18 protein-coding genes and 1 riboswitch are annotated in these 22,491 nt (G+C 37.0%); of the genes, 17 read left to right on the plus strand and 1 reads right to left on the minus strand.

All coding sequences use genetic code 11. From position 1 onward, the window contains the following. Positions 1-2 precede the first annotated feature (2 nt). The 17 genes from BJL90_RS07230 (at position 3) to BJL90_RS07310 (ending at position 21,755) form a co-directional block, all read left to right on the plus strand. Complete coding sequence (locus BJL90_RS07230; protein ID WP_070965931.1) at positions 3-293, plus strand: EscU/YscU/HrcU family type III secretion system export apparatus switch protein; 291 nt, start codon at positions 3-5, stop codon at positions 291-293. Positions 294-442: 149 nt separating this feature from the next. Further along, complete coding sequence (locus BJL90_RS23130) at positions 443-2,998, plus strand: flagellin N-terminal helical domain-containing protein (protein ID WP_070965934.1); 2,556 nt, start codon at positions 443-445, stop codon at positions 2,996-2,998. Between the two features lie 209 nt (positions 2,999-3,207). Then, complete coding sequence (locus BJL90_RS07240; protein ID WP_070965936.1) at positions 3,208-3,681, plus strand: flagellar export chaperone FliS; 474 nt, start codon at positions 3,208-3,210, stop codon at positions 3,679-3,681. A gap of 327 nt (positions 3,682-4,008) precedes the next feature. Beyond that, positions 4,009-5,289 carry a chloride channel protein gene (locus tag BJL90_RS07245; protein WP_070965939.1) on the plus strand — a complete coding sequence of 427 codons (1,281 nt, stop codon included), beginning with the start codon at positions 4,009-4,011 and terminating at the stop codon, positions 5,287-5,289. Between the two features lie 121 nt (positions 5,290-5,410). After that, entirely contained in the window at positions 5,411-7,579 is a 2,169-nt protein-coding gene (locus BJL90_RS07250; RefSeq protein ID WP_070965942.1) for a Tex family protein, read from the plus strand. 42 nt (positions 7,580-7,621) lie between these two features. Beyond that, positions 7,622-9,463, plus strand: coding sequence for a histidine kinase dimerization/phosphoacceptor domain -containing protein (locus BJL90_RS07255; RefSeq protein WP_070965944.1), 1,842 nt, complete (start codon positions 7,622-7,624; stop codon positions 9,461-9,463). A 90-nt stretch (positions 9,464-9,553) separates the two neighbouring features. Then, the gene (locus tag BJL90_RS07260) at positions 9,554-10,144 is read left to right on the plus strand and encodes an ANTAR domain-containing response regulator (protein ID WP_070965947.1); all 591 of its coding nucleotides are present in this window, start codon (positions 9,554-9,556) and stop codon (positions 10,142-10,144) included. A 560-nt stretch (positions 10,145-10,704) separates the two neighbouring features. Further along, positions 10,705-11,676, plus strand: coding sequence for an ABC transporter substrate-binding protein (locus BJL90_RS07265; RefSeq protein ID WP_070965950.1), 972 nt, complete (start codon positions 10,705-10,707; stop codon positions 11,674-11,676). A gap of 162 nt (positions 11,677-11,838) precedes the next feature. After that, entirely contained in the window at positions 11,839-13,365 is a 1,527-nt protein-coding gene (locus BJL90_RS07270; RefSeq protein ID WP_070965952.1) for a sugar ABC transporter ATP-binding protein, read from the plus strand. Next, positions 13,337-14,326: an ABC transporter permease gene (locus BJL90_RS07275; protein ID WP_070965955.1), complete on the plus strand. Its 990-nt coding sequence runs from the start codon at positions 13,337-13,339 to the stop codon at positions 14,324-14,326. The genes BJL90_RS07270 and BJL90_RS07275 overlap by 29 nt, the downstream gene beginning before the upstream one ends. A 62-nt stretch (positions 14,327-14,388) precedes the next feature. Next, the gene (locus BJL90_RS07280) at positions 14,389-15,465 is read left to right on the plus strand and encodes an alcohol dehydrogenase catalytic domain-containing protein (RefSeq protein ID WP_070965957.1); all 1,077 of its coding nucleotides are present in this window, start codon (positions 14,389-14,391) and stop codon (positions 15,463-15,465) included. Between the two features lie 96 nt (positions 15,466-15,561). Continuing rightward, entirely contained in the window at positions 15,562-17,100 is a 1,539-nt protein-coding gene (locus tag BJL90_RS07285; protein WP_070965960.1) for an FGGY-family carbohydrate kinase, read from the plus strand. A gap of 36 nt (positions 17,101-17,136) precedes the next feature. Beyond that, a complete protein-coding gene (locus tag BJL90_RS07290; protein ID WP_070965962.1) occupies positions 17,137-17,826 on the plus strand; it encodes an L-ribulose-5-phosphate 4-epimerase in 690 nt (229 codons plus the stop codon). Positions 17,827-17,842: 16 nt separating this feature from the next. After that, positions 17,843-18,628, plus strand: a complete 786-nt coding sequence (locus tag BJL90_RS07295; protein ID WP_070965965.1) for a Cof-type HAD-IIB family hydrolase — start codon at positions 17,843-17,845, stop codon at positions 18,626-18,628. Between the two features lie 330 nt (positions 18,629-18,958). Beyond that, positions 18,959-20,254, plus strand: a complete 1,296-nt coding sequence (locus BJL90_RS07300; protein WP_070965968.1) for an MFS transporter — start codon at positions 18,959-18,961, stop codon at positions 20,252-20,254. A 60-nt stretch (positions 20,255-20,314) separates the two neighbouring features. Beyond that, entirely contained in the window at positions 20,315-20,815 is a 501-nt protein-coding gene (locus tag BJL90_RS07305) for a hypothetical protein (RefSeq protein WP_156778728.1), read from the plus strand. A 68-nt stretch (positions 20,816-20,883) separates the two neighbouring features. Then, positions 20,884-21,006, plus strand: a riboswitch (FMN riboswitch). Positions 21,007-21,137: 131 nt separating this feature from the next. Further along, positions 21,138-21,755, plus strand: a complete 618-nt coding sequence (locus BJL90_RS07310) for an ECF transporter S component (RefSeq protein WP_070965973.1) — start codon at positions 21,138-21,140, stop codon at positions 21,753-21,755. A 20-nt stretch (positions 21,756-21,775) separates the two neighbouring features. Here the strand turns inward: BJL90_RS07310 and BJL90_RS07315 are convergent, their stop codons facing one another. Further along, positions 21,776-22,483 carry a hypothetical protein gene (locus tag BJL90_RS07315; protein WP_070965976.1) on the minus strand — a complete coding sequence of 236 codons (708 nt, stop codon included), beginning with the start codon at positions 22,481-22,483 and terminating at the stop codon, positions 21,776-21,778. Positions 22,484-22,491: the final 8 nt, after the last annotated feature.

Consider the following 22,491-nt stretch of genomic DNA (forward strand, 5'->3'; position numbering starts at 1 on the left):
CGATGAAAAAAAACCAACTTAAAAAAGCCGTAGCACTACAGTACGATATAGAAAAGGATCAGGTACCTAAAATCACCGCTGCTGGTGAAGGATATGTTGCTGAAAAGATCATACAACGGGCAAGAGAACATGAAGTTCAAGTATATGAAGATGAAAGGCTGGTGAAGGAATTGATACAATTTAAGGTAGGTACAGAGATACCGCCGGAGCTTTATGAAATTGTAGCACAAGTACTGATTTTTGTGGAAGGTATTGATAAGGAGAAGGCTGAAAAAGCCAGAGCCCTCTTTTAAGAAGTAAAGGTGGATAATATTTTGCAAAAAAGCTAAAGAAGATGAAGAAATAGGACGATAAATGTAATGAGGATTGAAGGAAATTAACGAAGATATGTTTTGAAATTTTACATAGAGTATTATTAGAGAAAAAATGAGGAGGAATCGGGATGAGAATTAACCACAATATTCCGGCATTAAATGCCCACAGATTATTAAACAGCAATACCAATGCATCAACAAAGGTATTAGAAAGACTGTCATCAGGAAAAAAAATCAACAAGGCAGCAGATGATGCAGCTGGTATGGCGATTTCAGAAAAAATGAAGGCACAGGTACGAGGTCTTAAAAAATCATCTCAAAATGCATTAGATGGTATTTCACTGATTCAAACAGCAGAGGGAGCTATGAACGAAATCCACTCTATGCTTCAAAGAATGAGAGAATTAGCAGTACAATCCGCTAATGGAACCGTGACAGATGAAGATCGTAGAGCGATTCAAGATGAAATTAATCAATTAACCTCTGAGGTCAATAGAATTGCTAACGGAACAGAATTCAACACCAGAAGAATCTTAAGAGGAAATGAAGGACCAAACTCCAATACAGAAGTACATAGAATGTCTACAGGACAGCCGGCTTCTATGGTGGTGGGGATTGCTGGTAATTTGATTGATGTCTCCACAGGAGGAGATAAAATCAGTCAAGTAAATGAAATAAATCCTAGTGTAGCGCAGACAAATGCAGAGGCTGCGGAATATGTTGTAGAAGTTACAAGTGGTAATACACAGACAATTAACTTCGGTACTAATAACGGAGCTAATGCTAATGCTTTAAAGATTGTATATGCTGCAGGTAGTGGTGCTACTGCTGCTACTGCAGTATTTAACGGCACTGATACGATTACTATCACTACAGGCACTTCTGGTGGCAGCAACACTGCTGCAATAATCCAAGCTGCTTTGCAAGGTTTAAATTTATCTGGTTTAGGTATAGATGCAAGTGAGATTACTGTGGTGGGTGATATAGGTGTTGTTGCTGATAATGACGCACTAACTGATGCTGCAAAAACAGCTTCTACACCAACAACAGAAGGTGTAACCGCAGCAGCAGAGTCCTTAGGCGCATGGAACTTTGATATTATAGAGCCCTTTAAGGTGGGAGAAACCATTAGTATAGATGGGCAGGTCTTTAAAGCCGTAGTTAATGACAAAGATCCATTGGGCCCAAATGAGTTTAAGGTAGGAGATGGAACAGTAGAACAGCAAGCTGCTAATCTAAAGGCAGCAATTGCAGCAAATGATACACTAAATACTAGATTTGCTATAACTGGTACTGATGCTAATATTGTTCTTACAGAAAAAACAGGTCAAGCAACAGGCACAGCAATAACTGCGGAAGCAAAGATAGATACGAAAGACTGGTCCTCCATGAGCTTAGCCATTTATATAGACGGCGAAGAAAAAAGAGTTTCTTTAGGAAAGTTAGGAGACTTGACCCGGGAATTAAATGGTGCTGCAGGTGCTGGAAAAACTGATGCTGAAAAACAAGAAATGTTGGAGAATGCATTTTTAGAGTCTATCAACATTGCTCTTGGCAAAGCAGGAACAGCGGTATTTACAGATGCAGGCGGACCGCCTAGACAGTTAGAATTTAGAACCAGCACTGTAGGAGGAAATGCAAGTATTTCTTTTGTAGGAAGCGATGCCATAAAGACATTATTTGGGGAAAACATGGTGGATGCAGCCGGAAGAAAGCTGGTAGAGAATGGTGTATCTAAAGTGTATAAAGGTGTGGCTGAAAATGATGTATCCCTGGCAAAGGGAAGCTTCCATTTCAATCAGCTACCCGAGATTGGTTCTAGAATTCTAATAGGCAATGAGATTATTGAGTTTTACAACAGTGATGTGGAGGTTTATGCAGGAACCAACCGTGCTATCAATATGAAGGACTATGCAGCAGCTACAAATCCTAGCCTAAATGGTGTAGATGATATAGCAGGACTTGTAAAGGCGATAGCTAGCTTAGAGCTGCAAGCGGTAGAGTTAGTTCAAGGAAATGATGCGGAAAAGGTAGCAGCATTATTCAATGAATATCAAGGAACTGATCCAAGTGCAGCAGATTATATCTTTAAGAATGTGTCAGAGTCTGCCAATAGATTGTATATGCAGGCAAAGCCTGGTAATGTAGGTTTTGCGGGACAGTTGATTTATATAGAGGGAACACCAGAAGAGTTTGTTACGAACCTTCAAATAGGTCCAAATCAAGGACAAGGTTTTAGGCTATCCGTGGGAGATGTAAGAGCGCAACAACTTAATATCAGCTCTAATGTGCCAAATGGTAACCCAGGGGTGGAGGGAGCTGCCTATGTGTTAAATGCCAGTGTAACAGATGGTCTTTCTGCTAACCTAGTAGAATATTCTTTAGATGTTTCTACTGAAGAAAAGGCAACAGCGGCTATTACCGTATATGATAATGCTATTCGACAAGTAGCAGAAATTAGAGGAGCTTTAGGAGCAACCCAAAATAGATTAGAGTATACAATTGCAAACCTCGATAATACAACAGAAAACTTAACAGCGGCCTTATCGAGAATCGAAGATGCGGATATGGCGTTAGAGATGTCTGAGTTTACGAAGCTAAATATTCTAATGCAGGCGGGAACTGCGATGCTGGCTCAGGCTAACCAAAGGCCACAGTCTATCCTGCAGTTGTTGGGAAGCTAAAATAAAAAAGGATTATAGGCATTAACTTAAAAATAATAATGCAAAATTTTCTCAAGCTGTTCCCTGAGCATAAGGGGGAGAACCTTTGGGAGGATAGGTCATAGTTAAAGCTAATGTTGATGTACAGAGTTATAGGATATAAATACAAAAAGCCAGAGGTTAAGATTGTTTTCAGTCTTAACCTCAAGCTTAATTTGGGGTGAATAAAATTGATAGAAAAAGAATATCTAGCCAGCCGTGTAGCAAATGCTAATGAAGCCCAGTTGGTGGCGATCTTATACGAAGGCTTATTGGACGTTTTAGAGGACGGTATAGATTATTTAAAGGTGAGTGCTTATAAAAAGCTAAATAACAGCCTGCAAAAGGCTAGAGCAATTTTAGCAGAGCTTTTATCCACAATACAAGGGAATTCAGAAATTGCTAGTAATCTAAAAAGCCTCTACATTTATGCAAATCAGTTAATAACAGAGGCTGAAAACAACAAAAATATAGAAAAATTGGAACTGGCGATTAAAGTGATTACGCCACTTTATGAGGGATGGAAGGAACTAGGGGAAAGGGCAGGAAGCCAAGGAACAGTGACATCTCCTCAAGCCCCTAAAATTGTAGCAGGCATGACCTACGGAAAAGGACAACTAAATGACTATGTTGTCAACAATAATAAAGAGTGGCAAAAAGGATAATAAGAACACCATCTTAGTAATAAGTTTACTAAGGTGGTGTTTTTTTGACAGGAGTTAAAAAAAGTAGTAAACTATTGGACTGAGAAAGTTTATTTTAGCCAAAACTTGTTTCTGCTGGGCATCGTTCATACAGAATAGAGATTGTTATAATTCTTTCAGATGCATTCGCTTCGTACATTTGATTCTCCTTTGGATAACTAGAAAAATTGCATAAGTGGCGTATATAATTAGTTTTTGCTTAAATAAAGCAGAACTGTAGAATACTAATAAAATACTTAGAAGTAAAGATAACAGGAAAAACAACTATAGATATAAGGGGTATGATATATGTTTAAAATATTTCAATACGTTGGAGAATATATGACAAAATGGCTGGTTGTCGCCACCTTGATGGGGATTGGAGGAGGGCTGGCGGCGGTGGTTTTAAAATTTTCTATAGATTTTATAACCCAAATGAGTGCTATGGTTCCCCAGTGGATTGCACCAGCTGTAGGGGGGATTTTGGTATCCGTTTTATACCTATGGGATAAAAATGCCGCAGGCTTTGGTACGGATAAGTACATCTATGCTGTCAATAAAAAGAATAGTCCTCTACCCTTTAAAATGGTATTTAGCAAAATAGCTGTTACAGCCATTACCTTAGGTTTTCAAGGCAGTGGTGGGGTAGAAGGGCCTATGCTGGTAATCGGGGGAGGTCTTGCCAGTGGTATCACCAAACTCAGGGCATGGAAAAATTATTTTTGTGATGAAGATTGCAGGACTTTAGCAATATGTGGGGCAGCTGGAGCGATAGGTGCTATTTTTCGTTCTCCTTTGGGGGGAGGAATTTTTGTGGTGGAGATATTATATAAATCTTCTTTACATTATGCAGACCTTTTTCCAGCGATGTTATCCTCCACCATGGGTTTTGTCATCTATAGTATGCTAGCAAATGCTAACCCCATGTTTGTTATTCCAAACTATTTGCCCAATGTCTGGAATGTCCCCTCTTTCCTACTGGCAGGGGTGACAGCAGGATTAGCCTCTCTTTTGTTTATGTGGATTTTTCGTAAAGTTCAAGGCTTTTTTGATAAGCTTCCCTACAAAAGGATGCATCCTTTCATAGGAGGATTGCTTACGGGAATCATTCTTATCTTTCTTCCAGACGTAGCAGCTACGGGAACAAATGTTATCCAAGAAATGATTCATGGAGTTTTTCCAATAAAGCTATTGCTATTGTTATTAGCAGGTAAGATTCTAGCTACTTCTTTTACAGTAACTTCAGGAGGAAGTGCTGGTTTAGTCATTCCTGCTCTTTTTATAGGGGCCATTAGCGGCAACTTTATTTCTGTCCTTATGGGAAATGGTGAATTTGGTTTATCGGCTTCCTTAGTGATAGCAGGCATGGCGGCAAGCTTAGCCTCTATTGCCAATGTACCTATCGCTGCTGCTATTATGCTGGTGGAGATGGTGGGATTGAGGCTTGGGGTACCAGCTACTTTAGGCAGTATCATAGGCTATGCCTTAGGACACGGCCAGGTGATTTACGGTGTTACTTCTCCAGATCATTGGCAGTTTGAAGAGGTAAAGCAATGGAGAAAAAGCGATATCAATAAAAAAGGTCATTAATGAAAAAGTGCTGTGTATACTTTAAAAGAAAAATCATGATAAAATAAAGGAATTGGAAATAAGTAAGAAGAATAATAAAGGGAAGAAAATTTTTAAAATAAAATTAGGAGAGATTATCAGAATGAAGTTAATAAACCAGTTGGCAAAAGAGTTTAATATTAAAATCAGTCAAGTTGAAGAGACGATAAAGTTGATAGATGAAGGTAACACGATACCCTTTATTGCGAGATATAGAAAGGAAATGACTGGCGGGTTAAGTGATGAGGTTTTAAGAGACTTACACGAACGGCTTGTATATTTAAGAAACCTAGAATCAAGAAAAGAAGAAGTAATAAGGTTGATTGATGAACAGGGAAAGCTGACAGAAGAATTAAAGAAGGAAATACTAATGGCGGAGGTACTTCAAAAAATTGAAGACTTGTATAGACCCTTTAGACCGAAAAGAAGGACAAGGGCTACAGTTGCAAAGGAAAAAGGCTTAGAACCTCTAGCAGAGATATTTTTGATACAGGAAATTTCACATGGAACAATAGAAGATTTAGCAAAGCCATTCATTAATGAGGCATTAGAAGTAATGAATGTTGAAGATGCTATAAGTGGTGCTAAGGATATTATCGCTGAAATTGTATCAGATGATGCAAAATATAGAGAAAAAATAAGAGGGATGAACTTAAGAAAAGCCGTGATTCATAGTGAAGCGGTGGATCAAGAAGAAAAAACAGTTTATGAGATGTATTATGGTTTCAGTGAAGGGGTAAGTAAAATCGCCAACCATAGAATCTTAGCTTTGAACAGAGGAGAAAAAGAAAAAAAGTTAAAGGTAAAGCTGCTAAGCCCGGAAGAAGAAGTGATGACATACTTAATGGAAGAGGTGGTTGCCAGCAAAAAAGGCATTACTATTCCTGTTCTAAAGGAAGCTATAGAAGATGCATATAAGCGTCTAATAGCTCCCTCTATGGAAAGAGAAATCAGAAACATTCTGACAGAAAGAGCTGAGGAGGAAGCAATAAAGGTTTTTGGCAAAAACACTAAGCCACTGCTTTTAATTCCTCCTGTGAAGGATGTCAGGATTTTAGCGATTGACCCAAGTTATAGGACAGGGTGCAAAATTGCTGTGTTGGATGAGACAGGAAAGTTATTAGACTATACTACCATTTATCCCAATGCACCTCAAAATAAAGTAGAAGAGGCCAAGAAAGTACTAAAGGAGCTCATAGATAAATATAAAATTGATATCATCCCAATAGGAAACGGTACTGCCTCTAGAGAAACGGAGTTTCTTATAGCAGAGCTGTTAAAAGAAATTGATCATAAGGTATATTACACGATTGTAAGTGAAGCAGGTGCATCTGTATATTCAGCTTCTAAGCTGGCAACGGAGGAGTACCCAGACATAGATGTATCCATTCGTGGTGCTATTTCTATAGGCCGCAGACTACAAGACCCATTAGCGGAACTAGTAAAGATAGATCCTAAAAGCATCGGCGTAGGCCAGTATCAACACGATCTAAATCAAGGCAAATTGGGAGAAACGTTAAAGAATGTGGTTGAAGACTGTGTAAATAGTGTAGGGGTAGATTTAAATACGGCTACACCGTCTTTATTGCAATATGTAGCGGGAATTTCCTCTGCTGTTGCTAAAAATGTTGTACAGTATAGAGAAGAAAACGGAAAGTTTACTAATAGACTTCAACTAAAAAAAGTCAAGAGACTGGGAGATAAAGTATTTCAGCAGTGTGCAGGTTTTTTAAGAATCTCTCATGGGGATAATCCGCTAGATAATACAGCTGTCCATCCTGAGTCTTATAAAATTACAATGAGATTGGTAGAAAAGCTAGGATACAGCAAAGAAGATATACAGGTGGGCAAGCTTAGGAGTATTGAAGAAAAGATAGCAGAATACGGAACTAAGTTAAAGGATTTGGCAGAGGAATTAGAGGTAGGACTACCTACTTTGCAGGACATTATTCAAGAGATAAAAAAGCCTGGCAGAGATCCAAGAGAAGAAATGCCGAAGCCTATCTTTAGGAGTGATGTTCTAAAGATGGAGGATTTAAAGGTAGATATGGTTATGACAGGTACCGTAAGAAATGTTGTTGATTTTGGCGCTTTTGTAGACATAGGGGTAAAGCAGGACGGCCTTGTGCACGTTTCTGAGCTAAGCAACAAGTTCGTGAAAAATCCAATGGAGGTAATTTCTGTAGGAGATGAGGTAGAGGTAAAAATTATTGGTTTAGATGTAGAACGAGGAAAGATTGCTCTTAGCATAAAGCAAGTACAAAATCTATAAAAAAGAGTTGATTTTAGGACTACTTGGAAGGGGGTGTAGGTTTTGTCTGAATTTATTTATCAAATTAAGAATCTAACCTATCATAATTCAGATGGATATATAGATAATATAAATTTAAATTTAGGCTTTAAACAGGTACACGTCTTAATAGTAAAAAACAGCTCTGAACAAAGTGTTTTTATACATTCTTTAAGAGCATTTGAAGAAGATGTTCAAGGAAAAGTATTATTCAAAGGAAAAAGAGTGGATGAAAATTTACTTAATAAAAGAGATGTGGTGCTTTTACATCAAAAACCAGTATTGGTAAACAACCTTTCAGTAGCGGAGAATCTTTCTTTAACTAATATACCTAGAAGAAAATTTTTCCCTTTGATTAACTGGAAAAAGCTTAAGAAAACGGCCCAAGAAATTTTAGACAAGCTGGATTTTGAGTTGAACTATAATATAAAGGTGGGTAACTTATCAAGAGAAAATAAAAAAATTGTATATATAGCTCAAGTATTTATGAAGAATCCACAAGTGATTATTATGCATGAACCTACGGAAGGATTATCAGCTCAAAATGTTTCTAAACTATATAGAATCATCCAAGACTATAAAGAAAATGGCGGTAGTGTTATTTATATTACGAAACAATGGGAAGAGGCTTTAAAACTTGGAGATCAGATTTCAGTCTTATCAAAGGGAAGAATTAGCGGAGGACTATCGGCCGACATAGCTAAAAAAGATCCACAATCACTGCTAAACATGCTAGAAGATTATAAATATAAAGGAAGTGGTGGAGACAAAGAAGCAGGTACTCAAAGTGTTTTAGATGCAGTTTTTAAAGCAGCAGAATTTTTGACATCAGAATATGAACTAAAAGATGTTCTATTGCTCTTAGCAAAAGAAGTAACCAAAGTCATGAATGCAGATGGATGTGTGATTGATTTAATTGATGAAAGCACCAGTACAATTATAGATAGCTTAGAATTTAAAACTAAAAAAGAGTTTCAAGCTCAACTAAAGAAAGAAGTGATCATAAAGATAGCACAACAAAGTGACATCTATTATTCCAACCAACAGGACAGGGTGTTTAACTCTTTGTTTGAAAAAATGAACAAAATCAAGACGATTATTTGTATTCCAGTTTTGATTAGATCTCAAATAACCGGCATTATTCAGATTTATTATGAAGACTTTTATGTTTACTCTAAAGAAGAATCTAAGTACTTATCGGCTTTTGCAAGACATGCTGCTATAGCTATTGAAAGTACAAGATTAATGGGGCGATCAGCTTTGTTGCAGGAGAGTCACCATAGGATTAAGAACAATCTTCAATCTATTGTAGGATTAATTTCCTTACAAAAGAGGTTTATTGATAAAAATCCCCAAAAATCTATAGATGATATATTAGACAATATTACTTCACGTGTAAAAAGCATAGCCGCTGTTCATGATCTTTTATCTAGAGATAAATTAGGAAGAAGCATTATTAATGTAAAAAAGATCATTGAAGTTATTGTGGACTTTATTAATATTGATGCTAAAATAACAATATATTTAGACTTAGATAACATATTTATTCCCTATAGCAAAGCTTCATCTATAGCCTTAATCATCAATGAGCTAGTACTTAATTGTTTTAAGCATGCTTTTTTAGGAAAGGATGCGGGAACAGTTCATATTCAATGCAAACGTTTCAATGAAAAGGTTTTCTTATCAGTTAAAGATAATGGTGTAGGCCTGGCAGCAAATTTTGATTTAAGCAAATTAGACAGCTTAGGATTATCTATTGTGTATGCCATTGTCACCAATGAATTTCACGGTAAAATGGATTTCGATAATAGAGATGGGACAGAGGTCAAAATTACATTACCTGATCAAAAGATTCTTATAAAGTGACTAAGCACCAAAAGTTCAAGACAATCATGGAAAATGTAAAATTAGGTAATAACCTAAGCGTACTTTATGTTAGAAATTGGAGGGGAAGATATGAGAAAACCGCTGAGAATTTTGGTAGGGGAAGATGAATATTTATGCCTAATGGGCTTAAAATCTAATATCGAAGAACTAGGCCATCAAGTGGTAGCAGAGGCTACTGATGGTATGAAGGCGGTGAAATTAGCTATAGAAAAAAAGCCTGATCTTGTTATCATGGACATTAATATGCCTATTTTAGACGGCATTGAAGCAATTAAGAAAATGAATGAAGAGTTATTTATTCCCAGTATCATAGTAAGTGGTTATCATGATGAAAATCTTATTAAAAGGGCTACAAAAGAAGGTGTTCTTTATTATTTAATAAAGCCTATTGATATAAGAGATATAAAGGTAGCTATAAATATCACTTTAGCCAGGTTTGAGGAATTTACAAAATTACAGCACGAGCTTAAGGATACAAAAAAAGCTTTAGAAGCTCGCAAACATATTGAGAAGGCAAAGGGTATTTTGATGGATAGAATGAACTTAAAGGAGCCAGAGGCCATGAAAAGACTACAGAAAATGAGCAGAGATCATAATAAAAAGTTAGTAGAAGTGGCTAAAGAAATTATTCAAGCGGATAAGCTTTTCGATTTTAAGTAATATTTTTAGAACATAACAAAACACAATTTATTATGTTAAATAAAAAACTAAACTTGACTACTAAATATAAAAATATTATAATAAATACAAAAGTTACTGAAAATTTAAAATTTGGATTACATGAACAGTTATATGCTTATGGGTGGCATAGACTTACTTGAACTATGTTTGTGTTAATGGATTAAAGGATATTAAAATAAAATACATTGGAAATTTTATGTCTACGGTTGATATAGGATTTCGTTGAGGCTATGGGTGCCTTGTTTGCGTATTGCTTTAGGTTTTTTTATTATTGCTATACGTATAATAAGGCATCCTTTTTTGTCTTTTTAGAGAAAACTTAATGGGATGATAAGGTTACAAGATAATAATAGATACAAAACAGTAGATAATCAGAGGAATAAAACAAGTTCGAGAGGGGGTTTTGAGAAATTTAGAAATTCTTTAGAACACTATACAGGAAGAAGGGGGTGGGGCATCTGATTATTAAAGGGTAATATGTTTTGCAGATAGGGAAATCGTTTCGAAATTGAATAAAATTAGAAAAGGGGAGAAATTCAATGAGTAAGAAGTCGATTGCTTTATTACTAGTATTACTTATGTCAGTAATGGTATTTGCCGTAGGATGTAGTGGGGGAAACGTGGATGTAGATGGGGATGCTGAAGCGGGTGGAAGTGCAGGAGGTACAGGTGAACAGTTAGTAATTGGAATGGCTTTTCAAGATATGAATAATCCATATTTCATAACAATGCATGAGGCATTTGAAGAGGCAGCAAAGTCAATAGGAGCTAGGGCTATTGTTACTGATGCACGCCATGATGTAGGAAAGCAGACAAATGATATAGAAGATATGATTCAGCAGGGAATTGATATTTTATTATTAAACCCAGCTGATAGTGCAGGGATAGAGACAGCAGTTATTGCTGCTAAAAATGCAGGGATTATTGTTGTAGCAGTTGATGCACAAGCCAATGGACCGATTGATTCTTTTGTAGGTTCTAGAAACTATGATGCAGGTTACTTAGCAGGTAAAAAGATGGCAGAAGACTTAGGGGGAACAGGAAAAGTAGCAATTCTTGATGGTATTCCAGTTGTTCCTATCTTAGAGCGGGTTGCAGGTTTTAAAGATGCTGTTGCTGAATATCCAGGGATCGAAATTGTAGATACCCAAAATGGTAGACAAGAAAGAAGCGTGGCGATGGATGTTACAGAGAATATGTTACAAGCACATGCTGACCTAGATGCTATCTTCAGTGTAAATGATGGGGGAGCATTAGGTACGCTTGCAGCTATTGAAGCTTCTGGACGTGATGTATGGATTTATAGTGTAGATGGACATCCAGAAGTAATTGAAGCTATCTTGGAAGACGGTGTTTTCAAAGCTACTACTGCTCAATTTCCACGTGACCAAGTAAGAATAGGACTTGGAATGGCTTTAGCTAAACTATGGGGAGCTGAAGTTGTACCAGAAGTAGTACCTATCGATGTTCAGTTACAAACCATCGAGAATGCTGCAGGATTTAGCTGGTAATATATTTCTTTGACTTCGGTTTTAATTGCGGGGCCTAGTGTTTCAGGAAGCATGATTCGTATATTAAAATTTATAGACATACTTTAATATATTGAAGCGCTCCAACAAAAAAGGAGCGCTTCAATAAACACAGTGGGGCTCATAGAAAGGAAAGTGATATAAGTGGATAAGATTTTAGAAATTCAAAATATAACTAGAGAATTTCCTGGAGTTCGAGCACTTAATGGTGTAAGTTTTGATATAAGACGGGGGGAAGTGCATGCCTTAGTAGGAGAAAATGGCGCGGGGAAGTCAACCTTAATGAAGATTTTATCAGGTGTTTATAGGCCTACTACTGGCAGAATCTTATTCAATGGTCAAGAAGTTAATTTTACAAACCCAAAACAAGCACAGCAGCTGGGAATCAGTATCATTCATCAAGAATTCAGTTTAATTCCCTACCTAAGTGCTGTTGAAAACATTTTTTTAGGTCGAGAACTAAAAAAAAGCGGCGGACTTTTAGATAAAAAAAGAATGAAAAAAGAGGCAAGCGAGGTATTAGAAAGATTAAATGCAGAGATTGATTTAGACAAACCAGTAGCTAGATTGAGTGTTGCCAATCAACAATTCATTGAAATTGCCAAGGCGATTGCCATAGATACAAAGATATTAATTTTTGATGAACCTACAGCCAGTTTAACGGGTAATGAAATAGATAAATTATTTGAACTTATAGCTACACTGAAAGAAAACGGCGTAACGATGATTTATATTTCCCATCATCTAGATGAGATCTTTAAAATTGCGGATCGTATGACCTGCTTAAGAGATGGTGAATGGGTTGCAACAAAGGATATAGCAGCATGTACAAAGCAAGATATTGTAAAAATGATGGTAGGAAGAGAGATCATTAATAGTTTTCCACAGAAACCCTCATGGGAAAATAAAGAAGCTGATATTTTGCTGGAAGTGAAAAAGCTGAAAAACAGCATCATTAATGATGTAAGCTTTCATCTAAAAAAGGGAGAAATTTTAGGGATTGCTGGATTGGTGGGGGCAGGAAGAACAGAAACCATAAGAGCATTAATTGGTGCTGATAGTGTAGAAGAAAAGGAAGTTTACCTAAAAGGAAAAAAGATAGAGATTAAGTCCCCTGCTGAAGCCTTAGATCATGGTATTGGCTTGATTCCTGAGAGTAGAAAAACGCAAGGGTTAGTTTTAGATATGTGCGTTAAAAACAATATTACACTATCCATATTAAAAAAGATTGCAAGTAACTATGGCTTTATTGATAAAAAGAAGGAGCAAAATATTGTTGAAGAATCCATTGAAAATCTCCTGATAAAGACGCCCCATATGAGGCAAAAGGTGAAAAATTTAAGTGGAGGTAATCAGCAAAAAGTAGTATTAGCAAAATGGTTAAGTACTGAATGTGAAATATTAATTTTCGACGAACCTACCCGGGGAATTGATGTGGGAGCAAAAGAAGAAATTTATAAATTAATACGTAATCTAGCAGACAACGGAATTTCAATTATTATGATTTCCTCTGAACTACCAGAGGTGCTTGGAATGAGCGACAGGATTGTTGTTATGTACAAGGGAAAAGTAATGTCAGAAATTAGTGGAAAAACAGCTACATCAGAAGAAGTGATGTATTATGCAACAGGAGGTGTTGGCAATGAGTCAAATCAATACTCAAAAAATTGAAACGAAAAATAATAAGCCTTCTTCAAAGCTGAAGGAGTTATTTGAAAATCAAGAAATGCTAACTTTGGTGGGATTCTTAGGTTTATGTATATTTATGGCTATCATCAGTGAGCAATTTTTAACCACATCTAATTTAGTAAATGTAGCAAGACAGGTATCTATTAATGGGATTTTGGCTGTAGGAATGACTTTTGTCATTTTAACTGGTGGTATCGATCTCTCCGTTGGTTCTGTGATGGCTTTTACAGGTACCATTATGGCGGGAATGATGATCAACTCTGGTTTACCTCCTGCAGTGGCAGTGATCATTGGTATTGCACTTGGGGCCTTTATAGGTTATCTAAATGGTATTTTTGTAGCCTATGCTAAAATCCCAGCAATCATCGTTACACTAGCCATGATGGAGATTCCAAGAGGATTGTCTTTATTATATACAGGGGGGTACCCCTTATCAGGCTTGCCAAGGTCCTTCGCTTTTATAGGAAGAGGATATATTTTAGGCATCCCTATGCCTGTAGTGATTATGATTATTGTTTATATTTTGGCTTATGTGATTCTAAATCATTTACCACTGGGCAGATACATTTATGCTATCGGAGGAAATGAAGAAGCAGTTCGTTTATCAGGTGTTAAGGTAAAAAGGTATAAAATTATAGCTTACCTTATAAGCGGGTTTACTGCTAGTATTAGCGGGATTATTTTAACCTCTAGACTTATGTCTGGTCAGCCAATGGCAGGAGTTGGATTTGAGTTGGATGCTATTGCAGCTGTTGTACTGGGAGGAACAGATATTGCTGGTGGCCGTGGACATATACTAGGAACTTTATTAGGAGCCCTGTTGATGGGGGTTTTAAGTAATGGTTTAAATCTTATGGGGGTATCTCCCTATGTTCAGAGGGTTTTTAAGGGATTGATTATTCTTGTGGCAATTTATTATAGTACTAGACGAAAGTCAGACTAATATTTCTATATAAGCAGCTAAAAGCAACTATAAATAAATTATTTATAAGGGGAGAGGATTTTATGACAAATTTATCAGGTAAAATGAAGGCTGTTGTATGCTATGGTCCAGAGGACTATCGAGTAGAAGCGGTACCGGTACCAAAAATCGGGAAGGAAGAAGTACTGATTAAAGTTGAAGCTTGTGGGGTTTGCGGTAGTGATGTAAAGGCTTACTATGGATCTGATATGTATTGGGCTGGGGAAGATCCTTGGCTAAAAGCTCCGGTTATACCTGGACATGAATTTTATGGTGTGGTTGTAGAGCTAGGAGAAGGTGCAGCAGAGAAATTTGAGTTAAAAGTTGGTGACAGGGTAACAGCAGATCAAATTAATCCCTGCGGTAAGTGTCGTTTCTGCCAGACAGGAAAATATTGGATGTGCGAAGTACATAATATCTATGGTTTCCAAAAAGATGTTGCTGAAGGTGCAATGGCAGAATATATGAAATTTAGCAGCACATCAAAGATTCATAAAATTAGTGATGGTGTAACACCAGAAGAAGCCAGCTTAATTGAACCAATGGGATGTGCAATTCACACAGTACAAAGAGCAAATATTGAGTTTGAAGATGTGGTAGTTATGGCTGGAGCAGGAACTTTAGGTTTATGTATGATACAGTTGATTGCTTTAAAAACGCCGAAAAAGCTGATTGTATTAGATGTAAATGAAAAAAGATTAGAAATGGCTAAAAAGTTTGGAGCAGATATTTGTATTAATCCTAAGGAAGAAGATGCAGTGAAAAAGGTTAAGGACTTAACGGATGGATATGGATGTGACGTATATATCGAAGCAACTGGTTCTCCAATAGGGGTAACGCAAGGGCTGGAAATGGTGAGAAAACTAGGAAGATTTATAGAATTTAGTGTATTTGGCAAAGAAACCACCACCGACTGGAGTGTGATCGGAGATAGAAAGGAACTAGATATAAGAGGATCTCACTTATCCCCATATACCTATCCGATTGCCATAGATTTGTTTGAACGTAAGTTAGTAACTGCTGAGGGAATTGTTACACACAGTTATAAACTAGAAGATTTTGTAGAAGCTTTTCAAAAGGCTCAAATGCCAGATGCTATAAAGGTTTTATTAAAGCCATAGCAAGAGCATTGGATTTAATTTGCTAGAATAAAACAGAAAGTTCTAAGAAATTTACTCAGTATCTACATAAATAAAAGGGATAAAGGAGTTGGAAAGATGGCGTATCTAATCGGAGTAGATATAGGAACTCAGGGTACCAAGGCTGTTTTGATAAATCCAGCAGGTAAAGTTTTAGCCCATAGTTATAGAGGTTATGATGTTGAGACGCCTAAGCCTTCTTGGGCGCAGCAATGGCCAGAACCATGGGAGGAGGCTACCTATGCTACCATTAAAGAAGTGGTGGAGAAATCTAACGTTGGGGCAGAGAACATTAAAGGCGTAGCTATAAGCAGCTTGTATGGGGGATCTGGAATCCCTGTGGATAAGGATATGAAACCATTAGCCCCTTGTTTAATCTGGATGGATCGGCGGGCAGAAGCTGAAGTAAAGTGGGTAGAAGAAAATATTGATCTTGATGAACTGTTTGAGGTAACGGGAAATTCTGTAAACTCTTATTTCGGGTTTACTAAAATCTTATGGATGAAGAATAACCTGGATATTTGGGACAAAATACAATATTTTCTGCCTCCAGCACCTTATCTAGTTTATAAACTCACTGGAGAAGTAGCTGTAGACTATTCCTCAGCAGGAAATATTGGAGGGGTATTCAACCTCAAGGAAAGAACATGGTCTAAAGAAATGATAGAAAAGCTGGGTATTCCTTTGGGATTTTTTCCTCCACGCCTTGTAGAGTGTACTGAGATTGTTGGGGGAATTACAAAGGAGGCGGCTATAAAAACTGGATTGAAGGTAGATACACCAGTAATCTGTGGTGGTGTAGATGCGCCTGTAGCTACTTTGGGTGCTGGTGCCTTCAGTGAAGGAAACCATGTGGCTATGACGGGGACCTCCATGTGTTGGGGCTTTATTACCAATAAACCCAATCTTTCTCCAAAACTAGTGAGTATGCCCCATACGATAGATTCCAAGGAGATTATCTATACCTTTGGAGGAGCGGCTACTGCTGGAGCTGTGGTGCGATGGTTTAGAGATGTCTTCGGAGCTCAGGAAATGGCAGCAGAGGAGAGTTTAGGTATTAATGCTTATACACTACTAGAGTTAAAGGCAAAGGATGTACCTGCTGGATCAGAAGGTTTACTAGTACTTCCCTACTTTATGGGAGAACGAAGTCCAATATGGGATAGTAATGCCAGAGGTACAATTCTTGGATTAAGCTTATTTCACAACAAAGCCCATTTATATAAAGCCTTTATGGAGGGGGTTGCTTATTCCTTAAGGCATAATATGGAAATGGTAGCCGAAACCGATGCAGTACTGGATCGAGAAACGATTCTTGTCGGAGGAGGTTCAAAGTCTACGATTTGGCCTCAGATTTATGCGGATGTTACAGGACGCCCTGTGAAAATTATAAAAAATGATGTAGAGGCTCCCTTAGGAGATGCACTATTAGCAGGACTGGCTACTGGTGTCATTAAGGACCCAGGAGTGATAACAACATGGTTGGACTTTGAAGATACCATTGAACCAAACTTAGAAAATACGAAAAAATATGATCAATACTATGAACAGTATAAACAGGTGTATCTAAACCTAAAAGAAAATATGATGGCTCTTAATCAGATAGGGAAAGAATAAGGTTTTATTTCATGCTTAGTTAAGGAGGGTCAAGGATTGTTGAAAAAATTGAAGGAGCAAGTATTACAAGGCAATTTAGAACTGCCAAAGCGCAACCTTGTCACCTATACCTGGGGCAATGTAAGCGGAATTGATAGAGAAAAAGGATTCGTTGTTATTAAACCTAGTGGTGTGCCTTACGAGGAAATGACATTAAAGGATCTTGTTGTGGTAGATTTGGAGGGAAATCAGGTGGAAGGAGATATGAAACCCTCCTCTGATACCCCCACGCACTTAGTACTTTATAAAGCTTTTCCTGACATTGGGGGCGTGGTGCATACGCATTCTCATTGGAGCACAGTATGGGCCCAGATAGGGAAAGGGGTTCCTGCCTTAGGAACTACCCATGCCGATTACTTTTATGGTGAAATACCTTGTACCAGAAAAATGACATTGCAGGAAATTGAAGGAGATTATGAAGAAGAAACAGGAAAGGTGATTATTGAAGGATTTATAGACAAAAACCCTAACTATTTTCCTGGAGTACTTGTAAAAAATCACGGTCCATTTTCCTGGGGAAAAGATCCTCAAAAGGCAGTTGAAAATGCAGTAATTATGGAAGAAATAGCTAAGTTAGCTTACTATACGCTATCTTTTTCACCAGACACTGAGGCTATTAGTGATGGTCTATTAGACAAACACTTCCTAAGAAAACATGGAAAAAATGCTTACTATGGACAGGGATAAATTAGGAGTGAACAGTATGCGTTATAAATTGGTAGTACTTGACATGGATGGAACACTATTAGACGATCATCATCAAGTATCGGAAAAAAATAAAAAAATCATTCAGCACTTCAGTAAAGAAGGAATACAATTTATTTTAGCCAGCGGCAGACCTTATGCATCTTTATATCCTTATGTAAAAGATTTAGGCTTGCAGCTACCTGTGATTGCCGCCAACGGTGCTGTGGTAAAATGTCCTTTAACCCATAAAACCCACTACGAATCTGTTGTTCCTTTGGAATTAGCACAAGAAATTTTAGATTATGGCAAAGCCTATGCATATTCGATTAGTTGCTATTTTGAAGATGAAGTTATTACCTTTGATGAGAGAATGGTTAAAGTACACTGGGAGCTAGAAAAACTTAAAGCCAAAATGATGGATAAGTTTTTAGTGGAAAAAGCTCCAAACAAGATGATTTACTCTGCTGCGCCGCAAAAGATTGAAAAGGCTTTTAAATTCTTAGCAAATAAGTATTCAGAAAGATTATATATCACTTGTTCTGCTGATATTTACTTAGATGTAATGAATTTAGGAACCTCTAAAGGAAGGGCATTAAGTCATATACTGAGCCAGATGAATATATCTTCCAGTGAGGTAATGGTAATTGGGAATAATTTTAATGATTTAGCCATGTTTGAGGTGGCAGGCCTGGCTGTAGCGATGGCCAATTCACCGGAAAAAGTAAAACATGAAGCTGACTTTATTACTAAACTTAACACAGAAGATGGTGTTGCTTATGCATTAGAGCAGTTGATCACATAGCGATTCTCCCCCTTCCATAATACCCGGTTTGTCTTGAGACAAAGCGGGTATATTATTTTTATAAACTTTTATGGTAATATAAAGACTACTGAAGTGAACTGGTTCCAACAAGCTGAAACATCGGTGAATCGAGTGGAGAGTCTACTCCACCTGATTTTAAAATCTCACCTACGCTAACGCTTAGAGGTGGGGGTCTTTACCCTAAAAACAAAATAGAGATAAAATAGAACAGTAGTAATTTATTACCTTTTATGCCAAGAATATTTTTGATAGAATGAGATTAGTATAGATAGACTGATAAATATAACAAATCGAAGGAGAGAAAAATAAATGATAACAGAAGAAAGGAAGCTAAAAACCTATAGATGGTATGTGTGGGGGGCATTAGTAATAGCATATATTATTGTGTTTTTTCACAGATTGTCGATAGCAGTAGTTAGGGAAGAACTGGTGGAAGCTTTTGATATTACCAGTACAACCTTTGCCAACTTAGGTTCAGCTTATTTTTATCCCTATATGGTAATGCAAATTCCTTCAGGAATTTTGGCAGACTCTCTAGGGGCTAGAAAAACAGTAACCTTAGGAACACTAGTAGCGGCGATCGGTTCTATCTTATTTGGGTATGCCCCAACAATTGCTGTAGCCTTTCTAGGAAGATTTTTAGTAGGTATAGGTGTATCGGTAGTGTTTATAGCTATTTTGAAGGTGCAATCCCAATGGTTTTTTGAAAGGGAGTTCGCTACTATGTCGGGACTCACTGCCTTTATGGGAAACTTAGGAGGCATCTTTGCTCAGACACCTCTGGCTGTCCTTGTAGCATATTTTACATGGAGAACCACCTTTATTGGTATTGGTGTTATTAGCTTGGGTATTGCTTTGTTGTGCTATATGGTTGTGAGGAATTCTCCGGCGGATATGGGACTACCCACAATAGAAAGCCTTGAAGGAAAGAAAAGGGAGATAATAAAAACACCACCTTTGGGGGAGGGGCTGGTGAAGGCATTATTGAATAAAAGAACATGGCCGCCTTTTCTTGCTTTTGTTGGTTTTTTTGGCGCTTTTATGACATTAACAGGCACTTGGGGTCCTAGTTATTTGATGGAGGTATATGGTTTTTCAAGGCAGGAAGCGCCCAATTATACAACGGTGGCGATGCTAGGCTTATCGCTGGGATGTATTATTATTGGTAAGATTTCTGATGCTATGAAAAGCAGAAAAATGCCTATGCTGGGCTTTGGAGGTATTTATGTCACAACCTGGGGGATGCTGGTTTTCGTAGGGGGAGGAAAACCACCAGTAGGGATGCTATACCCTTTGTTTTTTGCTATGGGTGTTGGGTGTTCTACCTTTGTTTTGGGCTGGGCATGTGGAAAGGAAGTAAATCATCCTAGCATTGCAGGAATATCTACCTCCATTGTTAATATAGGGGGCTTTCTAGGTGCGGCTGTGCTTCCACCTATATTAGGAAGGGTTTTTGATCGATATGCAGATGTATTAGAAGCAACAGCATTATTTCAAAAAGCTTTTATGTACTGCTTTATTTTTGCAGCAGCAGGATTTTTGTTTATTTTCTTTATAAAAGAAACCCATTGTAAAAATATATATGAAGAAAATAAACAAAAATAATATTTTTTGAAACTTTTATGAAGTAAAGTCGTCTAATAAATAAGTGCAGCAGGGAAAATTTTGGGAAAAGGGAGTTTTATCATGGAGACGATGCCTTGGAAGGTTGTGATTTTCAACGCTATGCCAGAGGCAATGCTGTTAATTTACCTGGGATTGACTTTGATAGGCATAAAGCCAGATAAAAAAAGGGTATTCATCGCAGGTGTTTTTCAAGGAGTTATTTGTTATTATGTAAGAAAAAACTTTGATTTTGGTATACACATTTTGTTGCAATATCTTTCTTTTGTTATTTTAGTATGGCTATTTACAAAGGCTCCTCTTATTGCTTCTTTTATAGCTAGTATTATAGGAATCATCATAGCTATATTACTAGAGAGCTTCATAGGTATAAGCATCCCTTATTTAACAGGGATTACTATTTTGGAGATTATGTCGAGGGATTGGATACGGATATTCATTTGTTTACCTTATCTAGGTACGCTAATACTAATTGCCTACTTGATTGATAAATATGAATTTACATTGGAACAGGAAATTAAAATCCTTAAGAAAATAAAATGACACTTCATAAAGCATTGCATAAAACGAAAAAAAGGTGTATAATGAGTTCAATAAAACTACATAAGATATTGTTTCTTCAGGGCAGGGTGAAATTCCCGACCGGCGGTGATAGTCCGCGAGTCGATGCTATAATCGACTGAACTGGTGAGATTCCAGTACCGACAGTAAAGTCTGGATGGGAGAAGATATAATACAAGAAATTTTGTAATGTTATAACACGCCTGAAGAGTTTATCTTTTGGCGTTTTTTATTTGCTAAAAACACCTTAAATATTTTCTCCTAGATGCCATTTTTAGAATTAATTGTTAAGGAGGCGTTATCTATGCAAAATGTAGAAAAAACAGTAAATCTTAAGAAGAACAAGGTCTTTACCACTAACAATCTAGTGAAAATGTCGGTTCTGACGGTAATAGCGTATATTTTAATGTTTGTTCATTTCCCACTACCGATTTTTCCTGGATTTTTAAAAATTGATGTAAGTGATGTACCAGCACTAATAGGAGGATTTGCATTGGGTCCTGTAGCAGCAATTGTGATCACCTTCGTTAAAAATATTTTACACTTTTTAACGAAGACTTCTACTGGGGGAGTAGGAGAACTATCCAATTTTATTGTAGCGACATCCTATGTGGTACCGGCAGCGATGATTTATCATTTAAAAAAGGACAAAACCCATGCCCTTGTAGGTGTACTGGTGGGGACAATCACCATGACCATTGCTGGGGCGCTATCAAACACCTACTTAATCATTCCTTTTTACTCAAAAATCATGCCAATAGATGCTATTATACGGATGGGAACGGTTGTGAATAGTAGAATTGTAGATGTACCTTCCCTAGTACTTTATGGTGTTACACCCTTTAATATTTTTAAAGGACTGTTAATGGCCTTTACAACCTTATTAGTTTACAAAAAAATATCACCAATTCTTAAAAAATAAGACTGAAACAGTCTTATTTTTTAGTTGGCTTTTTTACCTTTAGCATTAGCGCTATTGCCCTTGTTTTTATTATCGCTATTATGTTTTTCTTTTATAGATTCTTGAATAATTTGTTTATCCTCTGCTTTTTTCTCGATAAGCTTTACTGGCGTTTCTTCTGATAAAGTTTTTTGTGCATTTACTTTTAGCTCAATCACTTTATTTTCTATCTTTAAGTTTTGAAGATTGTCCTTTTCTTCTTCCAAAAGATCTTTTAACTTATCTGTAGTATAATCTGAAATTTTCAGCTGTATTTTATCAATATTTTTTTGAATAGCTGGTTTTGCTGGTGCTGCAACGCGATGATAGACTGCTTCATACTTTTCTAGTTTTCTATGTAATTTTTCCAATGCTTTATCTGCTATTTCTTCTTTTGTTTTTTCCTTATCTTCCTTATCTTTCTCATCCTTATCAACAGATGAATCACTTTCATCCTCATACAGCTCTTCTAAAACCTCTTCTAGTAATTCAACGAGTTCTTCCTGCTGGTCTACTTCTGCGATAATCTCTAAAATTTCTTCTAAGGCTTCTGTGGTTGTCTTGGTAGAATCCGCTCGAAGATCTTCTGCCTCCACGACAATAACAATAGGCTCCTCCTCTGCTTTATTTGTTCCTTCTAGTCCAAAGGCATAGGCGGCAGAACCTATTAATAAAGAACCTCCCAAAGCAAATGCTAACATTTTTTTCATATGATGTA

This window comes from Clostridium formicaceticum (genome assembly GCF_001854185.1).
Taxonomy (GTDB): domain Bacteria; phylum Bacillota; class Clostridia; order Peptostreptococcales; family Natronincolaceae; genus Andreesenella; species Andreesenella formicacetica.

Excerpts from the sequence above, each read along its gene's own strand:
- BJL90_RS07315 (WP_070965976.1), bottom strand. The coding sequence starts at position 22,483 with ATGAAAAAAATGTTAGCATTTGCTTTGGGAGGTTCTTTATTAATAGGT.
- BJL90_RS07230 (WP_070965931.1), top strand. The coding sequence starts at position 3 with ATGAAAAAAAACCAACTTAAAAAAGCCGTAGCACTACAGTACGATATA.
- BJL90_RS07285 (WP_070965960.1), top strand. The coding sequence starts at position 15,562 with ATGGCGTATCTAATCGGAGTAGATATAGGAACTCAGGGTACCAAGGCT.
- BJL90_RS07280 (WP_070965957.1), top strand. The coding sequence starts at position 14,389 with ATGACAAATTTATCAGGTAAAATGAAGGCTGTTGTATGCTATGGTCCA.
- BJL90_RS07265 (WP_070965950.1), top strand. The coding sequence starts at position 10,705 with ATGAGTAAGAAGTCGATTGCTTTATTACTAGTATTACTTATGTCAGTA.
- BJL90_RS07300 (WP_070965968.1), top strand. The coding sequence starts at position 18,959 with ATGATAACAGAAGAAAGGAAGCTAAAAACCTATAGATGGTATGTGTGG.
- BJL90_RS07245 (WP_070965939.1), top strand. The coding sequence starts at position 4,009 with ATGTTTAAAATATTTCAATACGTTGGAGAATATATGACAAAATGGCTG.
- BJL90_RS07260 (WP_070965947.1), top strand. The coding sequence starts at position 9,554 with ATGAGAAAACCGCTGAGAATTTTGGTAGGGGAAGATGAATATTTATGC.
- BJL90_RS07250 (WP_070965942.1), top strand. The coding sequence starts at position 5,411 with ATGAAGTTAATAAACCAGTTGGCAAAAGAGTTTAATATTAAAATCAGT.
- BJL90_RS07275 (WP_070965955.1), top strand. The coding sequence starts at position 13,337 with ATGAGTCAAATCAATACTCAAAAAATTGAAACGAAAAATAATAAGCCT.
- BJL90_RS23130 (WP_070965934.1), top strand. The coding sequence starts at position 443 with ATGAGAATTAACCACAATATTCCGGCATTAAATGCCCACAGATTATTA.
- BJL90_RS07295 (WP_070965965.1), top strand. The coding sequence starts at position 17,843 with ATGCGTTATAAATTGGTAGTACTTGACATGGATGGAACACTATTAGAC.
- BJL90_RS07310 (WP_070965973.1), top strand. The coding sequence starts at position 21,138 with ATGCAAAATGTAGAAAAAACAGTAAATCTTAAGAAGAACAAGGTCTTT.